Origin of the sequence: Sulfuricurvum sp. RIFCSPLOWO2_12_FULL_43_24 (assembly GCF_001829605.1) — a bacterium.
In the GTDB taxonomy this organism is placed as follows: Bacteria; Campylobacterota; Campylobacteria; order Campylobacterales; family Sulfurimonadaceae; genus Sulfuricurvum.
This window is the reverse complement of the sequence record NZ_MIBT01000060.1, coordinates 39,228-55,046: the sequence shown is the minus strand read 5'-3', so window position 1 is coordinate 55,046 and position 15,819 is coordinate 39,228. Positions and strand designations below refer to the sequence as shown.

14 protein-coding genes are annotated in these 15,819 nt (G+C 45.5%); 8 read left to right on the top strand and 6 right to left on the bottom strand.

Annotation, left to right across the window (positions count from 1 at the left end):
- The first annotated feature begins 15 nt into the window (after positions 1 to 15).
- Positions 16 to 534 carry an outer membrane beta-barrel protein gene (locus tag A3G19_RS06335; RefSeq protein ID WP_294871279.1) on the top strand — a complete coding sequence of 173 codons (519 nt, stop codon included), beginning with the start codon at positions 16 to 18 and terminating at the stop codon, positions 532 to 534.
- A 99-nt stretch (positions 535 to 633) separates the two neighbouring features.
- On the opposite strand, the gene A3G19_RS06330 is transcribed toward A3G19_RS06335, so the two are convergent.
- From A3G19_RS06330 to folE, 4 genes are all read right to left on the bottom strand, one after another.
- Complete coding sequence (locus A3G19_RS06330; protein WP_294871277.1) at positions 634 to 1,608, bottom strand: iron-sulfur cluster assembly scaffold protein; 975 nt, start codon at positions 1,606 to 1,608, stop codon at positions 634 to 636.
- An 11-nt stretch (positions 1,609 to 1,619) separates the two neighbouring features.
- On the bottom strand, positions 1,620 to 2,834 hold the full coding sequence (locus A3G19_RS06325; RefSeq protein ID WP_294871274.1) for a NifS family cysteine desulfurase: 1,215 nt from the start codon (positions 2,832 to 2,834) through the stop codon (positions 1,620 to 1,622).
- Positions 2,835 to 2,963: 129 nt separating this feature from the next.
- A complete protein-coding gene (fliI, locus tag A3G19_RS06320) occupies positions 2,964 to 4,271 on the bottom strand; it encodes a flagellar protein export ATPase FliI (protein ID WP_015654763.1) in 1,308 nt (435 codons plus the stop codon).
- A gap of 3 nt (positions 4,272 to 4,274) precedes the next feature.
- A complete protein-coding gene (folE, locus tag A3G19_RS06315) occupies positions 4,275 to 4,862 on the bottom strand; it encodes a GTP cyclohydrolase I FolE (RefSeq protein WP_015654764.1) in 588 nt (195 codons plus the stop codon).
- Positions 4,863 to 5,014: 152 nt separating this feature from the next.
- On the opposite strand from folE, the gene tig reads away from it, so the two are divergent.
- The 6 genes from tig (at position 5,015) to A3G19_RS06285 (ending at position 10,722) form a co-directional block, all read left to right on the top strand.
- Positions 5,015 to 6,310 (top strand): trigger factor, encoded by a 1,296-nt coding sequence (tig, locus tag A3G19_RS06310; protein WP_015654765.1) that lies wholly within the window; start codon positions 5,015 to 5,017, stop codon positions 6,308 to 6,310.
- 5 nt (positions 6,311 to 6,315) lie between these two features.
- On the top strand, positions 6,316 to 6,912 hold the full coding sequence (clpP, locus tag A3G19_RS06305) for an ATP-dependent Clp endopeptidase proteolytic subunit ClpP (RefSeq protein ID WP_294871271.1): 597 nt from the start codon (positions 6,316 to 6,318) through the stop codon (positions 6,910 to 6,912).
- A 10-nt stretch (positions 6,913 to 6,922) separates the two neighbouring features.
- On the top strand, positions 6,923 to 7,963 hold the full coding sequence (locus A3G19_RS06300) for a diguanylate cyclase (protein WP_015654767.1): 1,041 nt from the start codon (positions 6,923 to 6,925) through the stop codon (positions 7,961 to 7,963).
- Between the two features lie 7 nt (positions 7,964 to 7,970).
- On the top strand, positions 7,971 to 8,486 hold the full coding sequence (def, locus tag A3G19_RS06295) for a peptide deformylase (RefSeq protein ID WP_294871268.1): 516 nt from the start codon (positions 7,971 to 7,973) through the stop codon (positions 8,484 to 8,486).
- An 89-nt stretch (positions 8,487 to 8,575) separates the two neighbouring features.
- Positions 8,576 to 10,084 (top strand): YifB family Mg chelatase-like AAA ATPase, encoded by a 1,509-nt coding sequence (locus tag A3G19_RS06290; protein WP_294871267.1) that lies wholly within the window; start codon positions 8,576 to 8,578, stop codon positions 10,082 to 10,084.
- 2 nt (positions 10,085 to 10,086) lie between these two features.
- Positions 10,087 to 10,722 (top strand): arylesterase, encoded by a 636-nt coding sequence (locus A3G19_RS06285; RefSeq protein ID WP_294871264.1) that lies wholly within the window; start codon positions 10,087 to 10,089, stop codon positions 10,720 to 10,722.
- Positions 10,723 to 10,729: 7 nt separating this feature from the next.
- Here the strand turns inward: A3G19_RS06285 and A3G19_RS06280 are convergent, their stop codons facing one another.
- Both A3G19_RS06280 and A3G19_RS06275 read right to left on the bottom strand, forming a co-directional pair.
- Positions 10,730 to 11,809 carry a YeiH family protein gene (locus tag A3G19_RS06280; protein WP_294871261.1) on the bottom strand — a complete coding sequence of 360 codons (1,080 nt, stop codon included), beginning with the start codon at positions 11,807 to 11,809 and terminating at the stop codon, positions 10,730 to 10,732.
- A 159-nt stretch (positions 11,810 to 11,968) separates the two neighbouring features.
- A complete protein-coding gene (locus A3G19_RS06275; RefSeq protein WP_294871258.1) occupies positions 11,969 to 15,211 on the bottom strand; it encodes a DUF748 domain-containing protein in 3,243 nt (1,080 codons plus the stop codon).
- Between the two features lie 185 nt (positions 15,212 to 15,396).
- Here A3G19_RS06275 and A3G19_RS06270 point away from each other — a divergent pair, with 185 nt between their 5' ends.
- The gene (locus A3G19_RS06270; RefSeq protein ID WP_294871255.1) at positions 15,397 to 15,729 is read left to right on the top strand and encodes a hypothetical protein; all 333 of its coding nucleotides are present in this window, start codon (positions 15,397 to 15,399) and stop codon (positions 15,727 to 15,729) included.
- Positions 15,730 to 15,819 lie beyond the last annotated feature (90 nt).

Genomic DNA, 15,819 nt, shown 5'->3' with positions numbered 1-15,819 from the left:
TTTTGGAGCAATTACATGAAAAAACTTGCATTACTTGGATTACTTAGTGTTGCCGTGATGGCCAATGAAAGCGGATTTTATCTCGGTGGTGATATCAGCAAAACGAAAGAGGAAGACAAAACATCAACCGGAGTCGTTTTTACCAATAAAAGTACAGCATATGGTGTTAATCTAGGCTACTATTTCGATGCAAATTCTCGGGCTTATGCATTTTACCAATACATCAGTAAAGGAGATTTTATTCAACCCACCGATGCTTATGGAGTAGGATATGATTATCTATTCGGAAATTCTCCATTAAAACCGTTTATTGGTGCGATTGTTGGGTATTCTATTTATAAAAATGGAAACTACAAACAAGACGGCCTTGCATATGGAGGGCAAGCGGGAATTGATTACAAATTAAATGATAATATTTCCTTAGACGCTGGATATCGTTATCTTTTCTCTGACTCTAAGTATGAAAGTGGTACTTACAAAGAAGAAACAACACATTTCCAAGCCTTCTTTGCAGGCGTGAATTACAAGTTCTAGTTAAATGTTTTTCCGTTCACCCTGAGCTCTCGTGCCCTATAGGGTATGTCGAAGGGTGAGCGTCCATGGTTCGACAGGCTCACCACGAACGAATAACAATCAGATTGGTAATACGCGGATTTTCTGTGAAAGTTTCTCTTTGAGTGTCGCTTCGATAGCGTACAATGTCCCCGTACTTGAACTCGCACAGCCGTTACAGGCACCCAAATAGCGAATATACACGTCGATATAATCAGGAGAATCCTTGATATCGATAACCTCCATATTTCCACCGTCCATAATCAAAAACTGACGAATTGACTCATCGACTACGCTGTCAATCGCTTTGATCTTTTGAACCAATGTCATCGCTTCGAAATCACCATGCGCTCCGGCATCTGCCGCATTACGCATTTTCTCCTCATCCATCTCACGACGAACATCGGCAAGAATATCCACAAGATAGTACTCTCGCGCTTCATGTCCGCCCGGTTTAATACACGATTTACAGAATCCGCCTGCTTTAGTGTAATCGGTCACTTGTTCAATGGTTTTGAGATCATTAAGCTTGATCACTTCACGAAGTGTTCCAAGACTGACGCGGGCACATTCGCACACGATAATCTCATCTTCAAAACTGCTCTCATCAACGCCGAGATAAAGTCCCGCCGCTTTTTTGATAACGTCGTACGCCATAACGGAACAGTGCATTTTTTGCGGCGGAACAGCCGGTATTTCAGGATCATCACGGAGTGATTTTTCGACATCAATATTGGTAATTTTAACCGCTTCTTGTACCGTCTTTCCGATACAGAGCTCTGCCATCATATCCGAACTTGCAATCGCCGTACCGCAGCCAAAACTTTTAAATTTTGATTTTACAATCGTATCAGTCGCAGGGGCCACTTCCCAATACAAACGAACGGCATCGCCGCAGCTCTCCGCTCCGAAATCGGCAACAATAAGCTTGTGTCCTGCCGCGTCACACTCCTCTTGAGTGATCTCCCCTTGATTGTTAGGGTTGTTCATTAATGTTGTTACTTTGTCAGAATACTGATCCCAAAGAGATCCGCCCAATAAATCGTTTTTTGCCATAATAGAATCCTTTAGTGATGTATTCCGCATGCGGTTGCTTCACCGCCGGCAGTGGGTTGTACAATTGCATACGAACTTGAAATAGCGCGTAATCTTAAAACGGCGCCTCTAAAACGCTCGATCACATAATCGATCTCCGCGTCTGTCGTAAAACGGCTGAGGCTCAAACGAATCCCCGTATGGGCTAACTCATTATCGGCACCGATCGCCAGCATGACCGTATTTGCTTCGAGATCTTCCGAGGCACAGGCCGAACCGGTAGAGGCACCGATGAGGGCATTGTTCAAATCCCACAGCATCCCCTCCCCTTCAACCCCGCGAATGGAGATCAAAATCGTATTCGGTGTTCGATTCTCGCGGTTCCCGACGACCATTACGTCACTGAGCCCTGAGAGTAGCGCATCTTCCAATCGATCGCGTTTAGCACGGATTGAAGCCATTTTTTCAGTGATATTCTCTGTTGCCAGCTCGATCGCTTTTCCCATCCCTACAATATAAGGGACATTGAGAGTACCCGATCGGCGTCCTCCCATATGTTCTCCGCCGTGCAACAATGGGGTAAGCGCTTCCGAATTGCGGATATACAAGGCTCCGATCCCTTTAGGACCGTGAAATTTATGGGCGGACATTGATAAAAAATCAACATGAACTTCTTGCATATCAACCGGAATTTTACCGACAGCCTGAACCGCATCTGTATGGAAAAGAACCCCTTTCTCTTTACAGATTTCACCCATCTCTTTGATCGGGAAGATCATCCCTGTTTCGTTGTTTGCCCACATGATGGAGACAAGCGCCGTTTTATCGGTAATGAAACTGCGAAGCGTATGGGCTTCAACAATCCCTTGATCGTTCACCGGAAGATAGGTTACTTTGACCCCTTGTTCCTCGAGGAATCTACAGGTAGAGAGGACGGAGGGATGTTCAATTTCACTGGTAACGATATGGTTTTTATCCCCGTTTACAATCTTATCAATCCATACCGATTTCAAGACCCAATTGTTCGATTCGGTAGCGCATGAGGTAAAAATAATATCATCTTTATCGCTCGCGTTAATCGCTTTGTACATCTGATTAATCGCTTTTGTAATCGCAGGGTGTGATGCGGTACCAAAACGATGCAGTGAGTTCGGGTTTCCGTAAATCTCACTAAAATACGGAACCATCGCCTCTACGACGGCAGGATCGACCATCGTTGTCGCGTTGTTGTCCAAATAGACTTGCATATAATGCTCCTATACTAGGGTTCTAAATAAAAGACTAATTTAGTCTTCTTTAACTTTTGGGATAATAGTGCAAACGACGTTATAGTAACCTTAAGGGTTTTTTATGTTTAGGAAGGCTTAAGGTATGTGTCAATTCCCCATCAACGCTATCATCTGATCAACCGTCTCATTAAAATCGCTTTTGAATTTTGCACCTTGGGATAGAAATGCTTCCATCTTCTCTTTTTTATTGATCGCCTCATCGAGCTCTTTATCGGTACCTTTGACATAGGCTCCGATACGGATCAGCATCTCATTCTCTTTTAAAAGTGTATAGAGGCGACGAAAACGGCGCACTGCGGCAAAATGTTCCGGCGAGATAATATCGTTCATTACACGCGATGCAGAGTTGAGAATATGGATAGGGGGATAGATCCCGAAATCGGTGAGTTCACGGGAGAGGACGATATGCCCATCGAGAATCGAGCGTGACTGATCGGCGATCGGATCGCTCATATCATCCCCCTCTACCAACACGGTGAAAAAGGCGGTGATCGAACCGTTCCCTTCCTCTTTTCCGGCACGTTCCATCAACTGCGGCAAGAGCGTCAACGACGATGGCGGATACCCTTTTGAGGTAGGAGGCTCACCCAATGCAAGACCAATTTCACGCTGTGCCATTGCAAAACGGGTTACCGAGTCCATCATAAACAATACATCGTGCCCTTGCGCTTTAAAATATTCCGCCACGCTCATCGCACTAAATGCCCCGTATTTTCGCATCAACGGCGAATCATCACTGGTTGCGACAACAAGGACGGTATTTTCGAGATTGCCTCCGAGAGATTTTTCGATAAATTCGGGAACCTCACGTCCCCGCTCGCCGATAAGGGCAACCACCTTGATGGGCGCATCGGCACCACGAACGATCATCCCCATGAGGGTCGATTTACCCACACCGCTTCCGGCAAAGATACCGAGTTTCTGCCCTTTTCCGCACGTGAGGAGTCCATCGATCGTTTTGACACCGACGCTGAAGGGCTCATCGATCATTCCTCGCTTCATTGCGGCAATAGGGGCTTTAATAATCGATTCGAGATGAGTCCCGGAAACAGGACCTTTACCGTCTATCGGATTCATAAAGGGATCGACTACCCGTCCGAGCAACGCTTCACCCACTTCGATCATCATACCGCTTTGATTCGGATAGACTTTATCCCCGGCTCGGAACCCTTCCACAAACCGAAAAGGGGTAATAAAAAAACGGTTGCGCTCTACCTCGCTCACCATCCCGAGTGCCTCTGCACCGCTGATCTCTGACACCATCAGCACCGTATCACCGATACTGACATGCAACCCCTCGGCAACAATAACCGTGGGGCTGATTTTGGTCACCGTACCGAATACGGTCGTCAATTTTTCAACCCCTAAACGACCGCGAAGTGCTTTGAGCGGCATGGTTTAGTAACGGTTCCCGCTGGAAGAGTTGATCAGGCTGAAAAACTCCATACGGGTCTTTTCATCTTTTTTAAATAATCCTCGTAACGCACTTGATGTCGTTGTAGAGCAGATTTTTTCCACTCCGCGCATCTCCATGCACATATGGCGCGCTTGGATCACCACCGCAACCCCTTTAGGCTCTACCGCTTCCATCAATGCATCGGCGATCTGCTCGGTCAACTGCTCTTGAATCTGCATCCGTCGCGCAAAGACATCGACAACACGAGGGATTTTGGAGAGCCCAACCACTTTTCCGTTCGGGATATAAGCAACATGGGCCCGTCCGATAATCGGAAGAAGATGGTGTTCGCACGTCGAATAAAACTCGATATCTTTGACCAAAACCATCTCATCGTTGCTGCTCGCGAACATCGCCGAATTTAAAATGGTTTGAGGATCTTCTTTGTACCCGCCGAACATAAATTCATACGCTTTCAAAACACGGCTTGGAGTTTTTTCCAACCCTTCTCGATTAACGTCTTCACCGACATAGCGAATCATCGTTTTGACCGCTTCTTCAAAGTTTTGTTGTTCATTTTCTTTTGACATCGGTTCTCTCATCGTTAAAAATATTGGTCATTAAACTATCTCTATTACTCTATCATTACTTTGCTTTTATTTTAATTCAGCGTAGCATTAACCCTTTTTGGATATTATTGCCACCATTTAGTCTAATATGAGACGTTAACAAAAGGGATTCAATGCAAATTACTACGAACAAAATTGACTCAGCCAACGCGAAAATCAACGCGGCTATCACTCGCGGGACAATCGATTCTAACATCGAAAAAATCGCTAATCAGCTCTCTAAAGAGGCAAAAGTTGCCGGTTTCCGTAAAGGCAAAGTACCGGTAAGCGCCGTGAAAAAGCAATACGGCGAACGCCTTGTTCAAGATGCGGAAGCACAAGCATTGCGTGATCTTTTAAGCGCTGGACTTAAAGAAATGGCCATCGCTGCGGATACACTCATCGGTGAACCTCAAATCGCTAAATTTGAAAAAAACGACAACGGTATCGATGTTGAAGTCATCATCGCAACCCGTCCTGCTATCGAACTCGGCGATTATGCGGCTATGGTTCCTGAAGTTGCAAAACCTGCAATCGATGATGCTGCGATCATGACCCGTATCGAAGAACTCGCATCTGCTCAAGCACCTCTCGTAAATGTTGATGAAGATCGTGCGTTGATTAGCGGTGACAGTGCATTGCTTGATTTCGAAGGTTTTGTTGATGGCGAAGCATTCGAAGGTGGAAAAGCGGAAGATTTCTCTCTTCGTCTTGGAAGCGGCCAATTTATCCCTGGATTTGAAGAGCAGGTAATCGGAATGAAAAAAGGGGAGGAGAAAACCATCGATGTTACCTTCCCTGAAAACTACGGCGGAGCAAAACTTGCTGGCAAACCGGCACAGTTCAAAGTGAAAATCAACGCAATCCAAGCGAAAGAAGCAGTAACTGTCGATGACGAATTGGCGAAAAAAATGCTTCCTGGATATGAAGATGCCAGCGTTGAAATGCTCAAAGAAAAAGTAAAAGAACAACTAGAAACCGAAGCAATGAGCGTTATGTACAACGACGACCTCAAACCTTCATTGATGGAAACATTCGTAACAGCATTCACGATCGATCTTCCTGAATTCATCGTTGAGCAAGAGATGGATATGGCATTGAACAAAAAAGCGCGTGAACTCAGCGAAGCGCAACTCGAAGAGCTCCGCAACGATGCTGAACAAGTCAAAGCAATGCGCGAAACGTTCCGTGACGATGCATGCCGTGCCGTTAAAGCAACCTTTATCGTAGACGCGTTAGCTAAAGCGGAAAACATCATCGTCAACGAACAAGAATTGATGCAAACCATTTACTACGAAGCAATGCAAATGGGTCAAGATCCTGCGGCAGTCTACAAACACTACCAAGAATCAGGCTACCTTCCGGCAATCCAAATGGCAATGATCGAAGATCGTGTTCTTAGTAAATTGCTTAACGATAAAATCAAGTAATCACGATGAGCTACATCCCTTACGTCATTGAAAAAACGGGGCGCGGCGAGCGCTCATATGATATTTATTCACGTCTTCTCAAAGACCGTATCATTATGCTTAGCGGTGAGGTAAATGATTCTGTTGCCTCTTCAATTGTGGCACAGCTCTTGTTCCTGGAAGCAGAAGATCCACAAAAAGATATCTATTTTTATATCAACTCTCCGGGGGGGGTTATCACCTCTGGAATGGCGATTTACGACACAATGAACTACATCCGTCCTGATGTGAGTACGATCTGTATCGGTCAAGCCGCATCAATGGGAGCATTTTTGCTCAGTTCAGGGGCTAAAGGGAAACGATATGCGCTTCCTCATGCACGTATCATGATTCACCAACCTCTCGGCGGTGCTCAGGGTCAGGCAACCGATATCGAGATTCAAGCCAAAGAGATTTTGCGCATGAAAGCGGAACTCAATGAGATTTTGGCAAAGAACTGCGGACAAAGTATCAAAAAACTCGAAAAAGATACCGATCGTGATAATTTTATGTCAGCCGCAGAAGGTGTAGAATATGGTATCATTGATGAAGTATTGATCCAAAAAGAAAAAGAAGAGAAGTAAAGGCTAAAATATGGCGAGTCTTGGTGATCTAAAACGCTCACAACGCCAAAAAAACACGATGGAGGGAGACTCCATCAGTGCCGGATCACTTGGCGATCCCACCAGTGATCTTGAAATTTTTTCCAAAGAAGTTTTAACCGCCCTTATCTCCGATAATCTCCCCCCGACCCCCAATAATTTTGCCCTCTATTTTGATCGTATCTTGGATGAGAAAAGCGAAAGCTTACGCCGCCAGATCGGATCAATTCTCGAGTTTGAAGAAGATGATCAAAGCGATAAGAGTATAGCCCTTGAAAAAACCCTCAAACAAGGTTTCTCCTCGGTCAAAAGTATTTTACAGCTCAGTGCAACACTCTACAAAAACATCTCTTTGATGGAGAAAATTTTGGAAAAACGGGGCGAAGAGATCAAAAACATCCCCTCACTAGCCGGGGCGAACGATCTCATAGCATCTTTAGGAAACGACGTCAGTAAACTCAGCGGTATCTTGAAAAAACAAGTAACCCACATGAAAAGCATTTATGAAGAGACCGCTACCATCGTCAAGCAAGTAGAAAATGAGACCATTTTTGATAATCAGTACGGTGTCTACAACAAACGTTACCTTATTGCCAAGCTTGAGCAAGAACGTAATCTCATCGATGAGTTTAAACACAAAAGTTCCCTGATTTTTGTCCGCCTCTCCCAAGAGACGGCAAATACGATGCAAAGCGAAAAAGCGCAGCAGCTTATGATTCGCACCGTTGCGCGCTTGCTCCTTAAAACTTCCAGACGCAGTGACATCGTTGCACATTTTGGTGAGGGCGTTTTTGCAATGGTCCTCAAACATACCGATATCGAAAGTGCCAAACGGGCTTCTGAGCGGCTTTACGACCTTGTAGCCTCCAGTAATTTTTTCCTCGCTGAGCAGGAAATTCAATTGCGTATCGCCATCGGTGTCGCAGAGCTCAAAGCATCTATCGGAGTTGATCAAACTCTCGTTTGCACGCTTAATGCTATGGAAGCGGCAGATCAGGATTCCTCAGCTCGTTATATGGTTTGCAATCAGTAAGGCCCCCATGATTCTCCCGATTATTACCTATCCGAACAAACAACTCAAAGTCCGCTCATCTGCAGTGGTCAATTTCGACGATCTTCTCCACCGTTTTTTGGATGATATGTTTGAGACCATGATGAGCTCCAACGGTATCGGACTAGCGGCTATTCAGGTAGCCAATCCCATCCGTGCACTGATTCTCTGTATCCCCGATGAAGAGGGAGAACAAAGCAAAGAGAATCTTATTGAGATTATTAATCCCGTCATTCATGATCCCAAAGGAAATGTCCTCTATCAGGAGGGGTGTCTAAGCGTCCCCGGTTTTTATGAAGATGTTGAACGCTTTGAAACCCTCATGCTACAGTATCAGAACCGCCATGGAGAACCATGTACCTTAGAGGCTAATGAGCTTTTAGCCATCGCCATTCAGCATGAAATTGATCATTTAGAGGGAAAACTTTTCATCGAAAAGCTCACCTATAACCGCCGCAAGAAATTCGAAAAAGAGTATAAAAAAGCCCTCAAAGAGAAAAAATAACGCTTAGATAAATATTGCGTTTTGCAATATTTATCGCTTGCTCTCACCTATTTGCTACAATATCCGTTAAATAATATTCTGGACTATCCATGAAACAATTACGGTGTGCTACATTTGAGGGGATTGACGCTGAGAGCGTCGAAGTACAATTCACTGCGACCAAAGGGCTGCCTGCTTTTAGTATCGTCGGCATGGCAAACACCGCCATCACTGAGTCCAAAGAGCGTGTCAAATCAGCTCTTTTAAGCAATGACTTTACGTTCCCACCTAAACGGCTCACCATCAACCTCGCCCCCAGCGATCTGCGCAAAGAGGGATCACATTTCGATCTCCCTATCGCTGCACTGATAGCACTGGGTAATTTTGAGGGAGATTTGTCGGAATGGTATGTATTTGGAGAACTCGGGCTGGATGGTAGTGTCACCGAAAACACCCTCCTCTACCCCATCATCCTCTCCCTCGCCAACCAAGGAGCCATCACTCGTGCCATCGTCCCCAACGTGAGCCTTCCGAAACTCTCTAAAATCCCTAACATCACCTTTTATGGAGTCGATACCCTGACTGACACCCTCAATCTGTTGCGTTCAGACACGCTCCCTGAAGCAAAAGCGCATCTGAGTACTTTCGATTTTGATCACTTGATCCACAACGAAAAAAGCTACTATTTTCACCAACACTATCCCCTCGATTTTATAGAGATAAAAGGGCAAGAACACGCCAAACGCTCTGCCCTGATAGCGGCGGCCGGAATGCATAATCTCCTCTTGGAGGGTTCTCCGGGGAGCGGGAAATCAATGATCGCTAAACGGCTCGTACACATTATGCCACCCCTCCATAACAACGAGATACTCGAATGTGCCAAACTCGAAATACTGGAGGGAAAAGAGCCGTCCTTTACCCCCTCACGCCCCTTTCGCTCCCCTCACCACTCCAGTACTGGGGCGAGTATCTTCGGCGGGGGAACCCATAAAGCGCAGATTGGAGAGGTAGGGTTGGCTCATGGGGGCATTTTATTCTTCGATGAGCTTCCACACTTTTCGAAAACCGTCCTTGAAGCACTCAGAGAACCGCTAGAGGACCGTCATATCCGTATCTCTCGTGTTAATACCAAAGTCACTTATGATGCCAATTTCCTCTTTGTAGCGGCTATGAACCCCTGCCCTTGCGGTAATCTCTTTAGCGCTACTACCGCCTGCCGATGCAGCGATCTCGAAATCAACCGCTACAAATCTCGTCTCTCCGACCCTTTTTTAGATCGTATTGATCTGTATGTACAAATGCACGCCGTAAGTGCAGAGGATAAATCGAGTATTAGCTCACATCAGCTTCACACCAAAGTACGCCAAGCTTTTTTACGTCAAAAAGAGCGGGGGCAAGAGAGATTGAACGGTGCGTTGAATGATGCGGAGATTGCCCGATACTGTCCTTTGAACGATGAAACGCAACAGCTAATCGATCAGGCGATAGGGAGATTCGGATTATCGTTTCGAGCGGTGAGTCGTGTTCTCAAAGTGGCTCGGACAATTGCCGATATAGAGGGAGAAAAAGATATAGAGAAAGCTCATTTACTGGAAGCATTGAGCTATCGGAAGCGCTGAATATGACATTAAACAGAATCTATGCGATTGTAGCCATATTACTGATCGGGAGCTTCTTATTTAATCGCTATTATAGTTCGCCTGAAGGAGCTAACAAACGTATCGAAAAAGAAGCCGTACTGCTCGCTTTTGGAGACAGTCTCACCTACGGGTACGGAGCTGATCCCACGGAGAGCTACCCCGCACGTTTAGAAGAACTTTTAGGGCGTAAGGTGATCAACGGGGGTATTTCGGGTGAATCTTCCGGAGAGGGCCTCAAACGGCTCCCTTCACTACTTCAAGAGTATAAGCCAAAGATTTTGCTTCTCTGCCACGGAGGAAATGACATTCTTAAAAAACAAGATATGCAAAAACTGCGTACAAATCTGGAGCAAATGATCCGATTGGCGCAATCTCAGAATATCGACGTCATTTTAATCTCCGTTCCGCAATTCGGGATTCTTCAACTCACACCGCCCCCTCTTTACGACGAACTAGCCGAAACATACCACTTAGCAATTGAAGAGGATATTCTTGCTGATATTCTTCATGACAACCGCTACAAAAGTGACTACATCCATCCCAATGCGCAAGGTTACCAAAAGATGGCGGAAGCTATTGAAAAGCTTCTACGCAATCATTATCTGTTTGAAAAGTAGAAGCTCATTAAAATGCAGCCACTACCCACATCGTAATAAAATATCCGCCGACAAGAAGCCATCCGAACATCGCTCCCGCCGTATAAAGCGGAGCGAGCCCCAACCCTTTAAATTTCGCAAAACGTGTCCCCATACCCAACGCCGTCATCGCCATGGTTAAAAGGAATGTATCAATCAGATTAATATTCTCAACGGCAGAAGCGATAAATGTTGCAATCGATTCTCCCACATGCTCAAGAGAGTATTGCTGTAATAATGAGTTGACACCAGCCATACCGACAAAATAAACGGCGAACCATGGAATCACGAGCTTTACGCCTCCCCCTGCACTGCCGCTTTTTTTAGCGGCATACGAGAGATAAATTCCCAGTACGATCAGCATCGGAGCAATCATGATAACACGGGTCATCTTAACGATCACCGCCGCATCTGCCGCATCTTTACCATACGCTCCACCGACCGCAACAACTTGTGCCACTTCATGGATTGTCCCGCCGACAAAGATACCGAACGTCTTATCGTCCATCCCCGCAAACACCCCTGCACTGTAGAGGGCAGGATAAAGAAACATTGCGATTGTTCCGAACAGTACAACCATCGATACGGCAATTGCCGCTTTATGCTCTTCGGATTTGAGGACCGGCTCGGTTGCCAAAACTGCCGCTGCACCGCACACCGATGCTCCTGCAGCGGTTAACATAGAGGTATCCCGATCCATTTTAAAAATCTTTTGTCCCAAATAAGTTCCGAGGATAAACGTAGTAGCGAGCATAATAAGCGACACCATAAACCCCTCCATCCCGACTTCAGCGATTTGCTGAAACGTAATACGGAATCCGTAAAAAACGATAGCGAAACGGAGGATTTTTTTACCCGAGAATGTAATTCCCCCTTCCCATACGGAAGGGATACGATTATGAAGGGTATTGGCAAAAAATATCCCCAGAACAATCCCCACAACAAGAGGGGATATCCCGAGATTTTTAACAACTGCCAAATCGGCGATCATCGTCGCAGCAGCAGCAAATATTGCAACAAAAAGAATACCGCTTAGGGTGTCTTTTCGCTTTGCGGGTGAAAACGGCATAATAACTCCTGTAAGTAATACACTTTAGCGGGCAAAGCCTGCCAAAGTCGCAAGGACACTTATGTCCTTTGCAATCCCCTAAAGCTTTCCGCATTAATGCGGAAGATTTCTTCAAAGTAAATATGACATTATAGGATGAATCACAAAATTCTCAAAATCTTACGGAACAACGATCTCTAAACGTATTGGAACGGCATCCGCATTCTCCCCTTTTATCCCTTCACTCTCTTTGATAAATAGGCGTTTTTCAAACCCCGGAGTTTTGATCAAATGAGCTCGGATTATCTGTGCACGCTGCTGTGCTATACCTTGAAGCTCTTGTGAGCTCAACGGCTGCAGAGGGATCAGCTTTTCGATGAGTGCCGCAGAATAATGGCGAACATAGGCCGCCTCTTCGGGATATTTCTCTTTGAGAGAAGCTCTGAGAGCTTTGAGCTCTTTTTTATCCAATGATTCCTCTGCCATATCTTCGAGTAATTCAAGACTGATTGCCTGTACCGAATCGATTTTCAGATCTTTATTGCGTTTCAACGTCGCTTGAACCAATTTTTTCGCTTTTAGGGCATGCGTATCCTGTACCTCATCCCATCCGCCGTACACATTGAGCGACAATTTAGGACGTTTGGAAAGCATTGTAATAATCTGATCGAGTTTTTCAACCTGCGGCGGCAAGAGAGTCGCAGAACCCGCTTCAAAATCGATAGAGGAGAGCTTATCGCTCTCGATTCCCAGCATAGAGCCTAAGAGTCTAAACGGTGAAGTGACCGCTTTGGTAAAGAGATTTCCGATCACCTGCCATACTACTTTGCCGTATTTAAAGTCAGGGTTATTCACATCCCCCTCGATGGGGAGATCGATATCAATGATACCCTCACTGTCTTCGAGCAATGCCACAACAAAACGCAGAGGCCACGGCGATCCTCCCTCTTTTTCGGCTCCCAATTCGATTTGTTTGATGACAACTCGATTGGCACTGTTTAGTTTCCCTTCGTCAATCTTATACCCAAGGTCCAAAAAGAGCTTCCCTCCATCGATCTTGTAACCTAAAAATTCAAGCGAGTACGGAGTGTACCCTTTGAGTTCGAGATTATCGAACGCTACTTTGATATCGGTGAATTTTTTGGGTGCTTTGGTGTTTAAACTTCCATCGATCTTGGCTAATCCGTACTGATCGACTCCTCCGCGCAGTTTCACAAACGTTCTGACATCTTTTGTGGTTGAAATCCCAAGAACTGAGCCTTCTAAATCGTGTATATACGTTTTAAACGGCAAAGGGAGCGATAGATCGCTAAAGGTGGCGCTACTGCCGCGAAGAAGAAGTTTGACAATATCGATTCCAAAAGGATTCCCCGATGTTTTCGTTGCATTGGATTCCGATTCGCTCTTTTTACTCAATGTCGAGTAGTTCAACACTTTTTTCGCATCAATCAGCGCATTAGTATAGAGCCCATCAATTGCCAGTTGATTAATCCGCAGCTGATTGGCCGGGTAAGTATAGACGAACGGTGTGGCACCGATGCTCTCCCATCCAAGCAGCACCGAATCATCCCGGGTATCATTGACGACCCAATCTTCCAATGCCACTTTTCCTCTGAAACCCGTTTTAGACGGATTATAATCATAATCAGCAGCTACCGAGAGTGTTCCACGACGCAGGGAGGCATAGGTGCTCGGTTCGATATACGGATCCACCAACGTTACGTCCAGCGCTTTTACGTTCACCTTCCCGTGAGCGCTCAAGGAAGAGCGTATCACCCCCCCACTAAGCTCCAGAGAGCTTTTTTGATTGATACGGGTGGAGAAAATCAGATCGTTTTTACGGGTTGGGTCACTTTCAAATCCTTTGAGATTCAGATGGAGTTGATCGAGATTCAGCGAGACACGACGTTTCGGTACCTCATCGATAAACGCTACCGATCCGTTGCTTAGATCAATCTCACCCACCCGGTACCCCCACGGTGCCTCACTCGAGCGTTCTGCAGGTGCGGACGATGCATACGCGTATCGCGAAAGATCGATAGAACCATCTGAGAGACGTTTCAGCGCGACACTGGCTCCGTCAAGAGAGAGTTTTTGAACCGTTGCAAATTTTCCGGCACGATCAAGCTCGATCCCATCAACTGCAATTGCCTCTAATCCCATCGCAAGTGCCTCATCCCTCTGGCGGGTTATCCGCAACGCATCGGTTGCAAGCGAGAGCTTTAGAAGCGCTTTTGTATCACTCGAAACACTCCCGCTGTGGAGACGAAGATTACTCAACACTGCCCGATAAGGTTCTCTCGGAGCGTTGTCACTCCACTGCACCACGGCGTTTTCAACGGCTACACCCCCAAGGGCAAAGGTCCATGGCTCACTCTCCGTTTCGTTTTCATCTTTTGGAAATGCTTTTTGAATGGCTTCAAGATAGCTCAGCCAATCGATTTTCCCCTCTCCGGAGCGCTCGGCCGAGAGATTGATTCCATCCAGTATGAGGGAACGTGCGTTAAATACCTTCTTAAGCGGCTGCACGTTCCCATCATTGAGCCGAAGCGTTGAGAGGGTAAAGAGATTACGCTGTTCCCCTTTGGGGATGATGCGGAGTTTATCGATTTCAAAATGGAGTTTTGAGAGTTCGGTCGCATTCACATCACTGCTGTCAAATCGGTAATCAAATCCGAATGCAGCGGAACCATCCGCCACTTCGATCGGAAACTTCTCTTTAAAATAGCGCCACGGCGTATAGAGTTTTCCTGAATCAAACGCCATACTTCCACCGATTTTCAGCGGAGACAGAGCATCGACTTTACCGCTTAGATCGATAAATCCCCCCTCATTGATTGTCGCATAAAGGCGCATTTTCCCCTCCGCACTGGAGAGATCTCGTAAATCAATATTATCGAGATTAAATCCGACAGGACCCAAATCGAGCGTGTACGCTTTCCCTTCGGCATAATCGCGATAGTTCAACGTCCCGTTTTTTAATCCGAAGTGCTTGATGATAAGCCCTATCGGTTCAGAAGATTTTTCAGCTTTAGGTTCATCGCTACCCAGTTCAGTAAGCCATTTGAAATTAAAATCCCCTCTTTCATCACGATGGAGCGCGATATGCGGTTCACTTAACGTAACCTCATTCACAACCCATCCCCCACGCCAAAGATACGCGAGAGGGTCTACATTGAGTGATAAACGCCCAAGCGCGAACAGGTCATGTTTTTGAGGGGTTTTGAAGGCAAGATTTTTCAACGTTAGGTGAAAGGTAAAGGGGTTAAAAGCGGCGGATTCGACCGAAAAAATCCCCCCTTTTGTAGCTTCTGAAACCTTATCGGGAACCATATTTTTGATTGCATACGGAACAGCGAAAAACCCTATGACAGCGTATAGGGCAACGACTCCTCCGATCCATTTTAGTGCCGGCTTAACCATATTGTTCTCCCAAAAAAATCATACATTCAAATCATAATAAATTATTGTATCACAAATGTTTTTTCAAGATAGCGGATTAAAAAACAAATCCTTTAGGATCGAAAAAAATAACCCGAAAACTTAATCATTTTTTTTGTTTTTCGGGAGTAAAGTTGTGGAAAATAGACCAAAAACGGAGGCTTAGGATGCAAGTTAGTTCCTATATCTTTCAAACTCCTTATTCACAACCGATGCAAGTAGGACGCCCCGATCCTGCGATGATAAAAGAACAAACCCAAAATACCCAAGAACAGCTCGATCAACAACAAAAAAATAGCACTGAGATTGTGGGTGCCAAATCAGAACAAGAGCAAACAGATGTTTTTATCAAATCATCCGCTATGTATCAAAACGACGAGAGTTACAGTGCTACCGCCCTCTCACTCCAAGATTATAAAAGCATTTCCAAAGAGGCTCAACGTTCTCAGAACATTACGGCTTACGTCAATAACAGCGGTAATACTTCAACCGAGGGCTAAACCTTTATCATCAGATAATGGCTTGAAACGTTTTTCCAAAAATATCTTCCCTACTTTTAGCCTACTTAAATCTAGTTTTCGACATAATCA

What these genes read in the sequence shown, in the direction of transcription:
- A3G19_RS06335 (WP_294871279.1), top strand. Translation starts at nt 16, where the DNA reads ATGAAAAAACTTGCATTACTTGGATTACTTAGTGTTGCCGTGATGGCC.
- A3G19_RS06330 (WP_294871277.1), bottom strand. Translation starts at nt 1,608, where the DNA reads ATGGCAAAAAACGATTTATTGGGCGGATCTCTTTGGGATCAGTATTCT.
- A3G19_RS06325 (WP_294871274.1), bottom strand. Translation starts at nt 2,834, where the DNA reads ATGCAAGTCTATTTGGACAACAACGCGACAACGATGGTCGATCCTGCC.
- fliI (WP_015654763.1), bottom strand. Translation starts at nt 4,271, where the DNA reads ATGCCGCTCAAAGCACTTCGCGGTCGTTTAGGGGTTGAAAAATTGACG.
- folE (WP_015654764.1), bottom strand. Translation starts at nt 4,862, where the DNA reads ATGTCAAAAGAAAATGAACAACAAAACTTTGAAGAAGCGGTCAAAACG.
- tig (WP_015654765.1), top strand. Translation starts at nt 5,015, where the DNA reads ATGCAAATTACTACGAACAAAATTGACTCAGCCAACGCGAAAATCAAC.
- clpP (WP_294871271.1), top strand. Translation starts at nt 6,316, where the DNA reads ATGAGCTACATCCCTTACGTCATTGAAAAAACGGGGCGCGGCGAGCGC.
- A3G19_RS06300 (WP_015654767.1), top strand. Translation starts at nt 6,923, where the DNA reads ATGGCGAGTCTTGGTGATCTAAAACGCTCACAACGCCAAAAAAACACG.
- def (WP_294871268.1), top strand. Translation starts at nt 7,971, where the DNA reads ATGATTCTCCCGATTATTACCTATCCGAACAAACAACTCAAAGTCCGC.
- A3G19_RS06290 (WP_294871267.1), top strand. Translation starts at nt 8,576, where the DNA reads ATGAAACAATTACGGTGTGCTACATTTGAGGGGATTGACGCTGAGAGC.
- A3G19_RS06285 (WP_294871264.1), top strand. Translation starts at nt 10,087, where the DNA reads ATGACATTAAACAGAATCTATGCGATTGTAGCCATATTACTGATCGGG.
- A3G19_RS06280 (WP_294871261.1), bottom strand. Translation starts at nt 11,809, where the DNA reads ATGCCGTTTTCACCCGCAAAGCGAAAAGACACCCTAAGCGGTATTCTT.
- A3G19_RS06275 (WP_294871258.1), bottom strand. Translation starts at nt 15,211, where the DNA reads ATGGTTAAGCCGGCACTAAAATGGATCGGAGGAGTCGTTGCCCTATAC.
- A3G19_RS06270 (WP_294871255.1), top strand. Translation starts at nt 15,397, where the DNA reads ATGCAAGTTAGTTCCTATATCTTTCAAACTCCTTATTCACAACCGATG.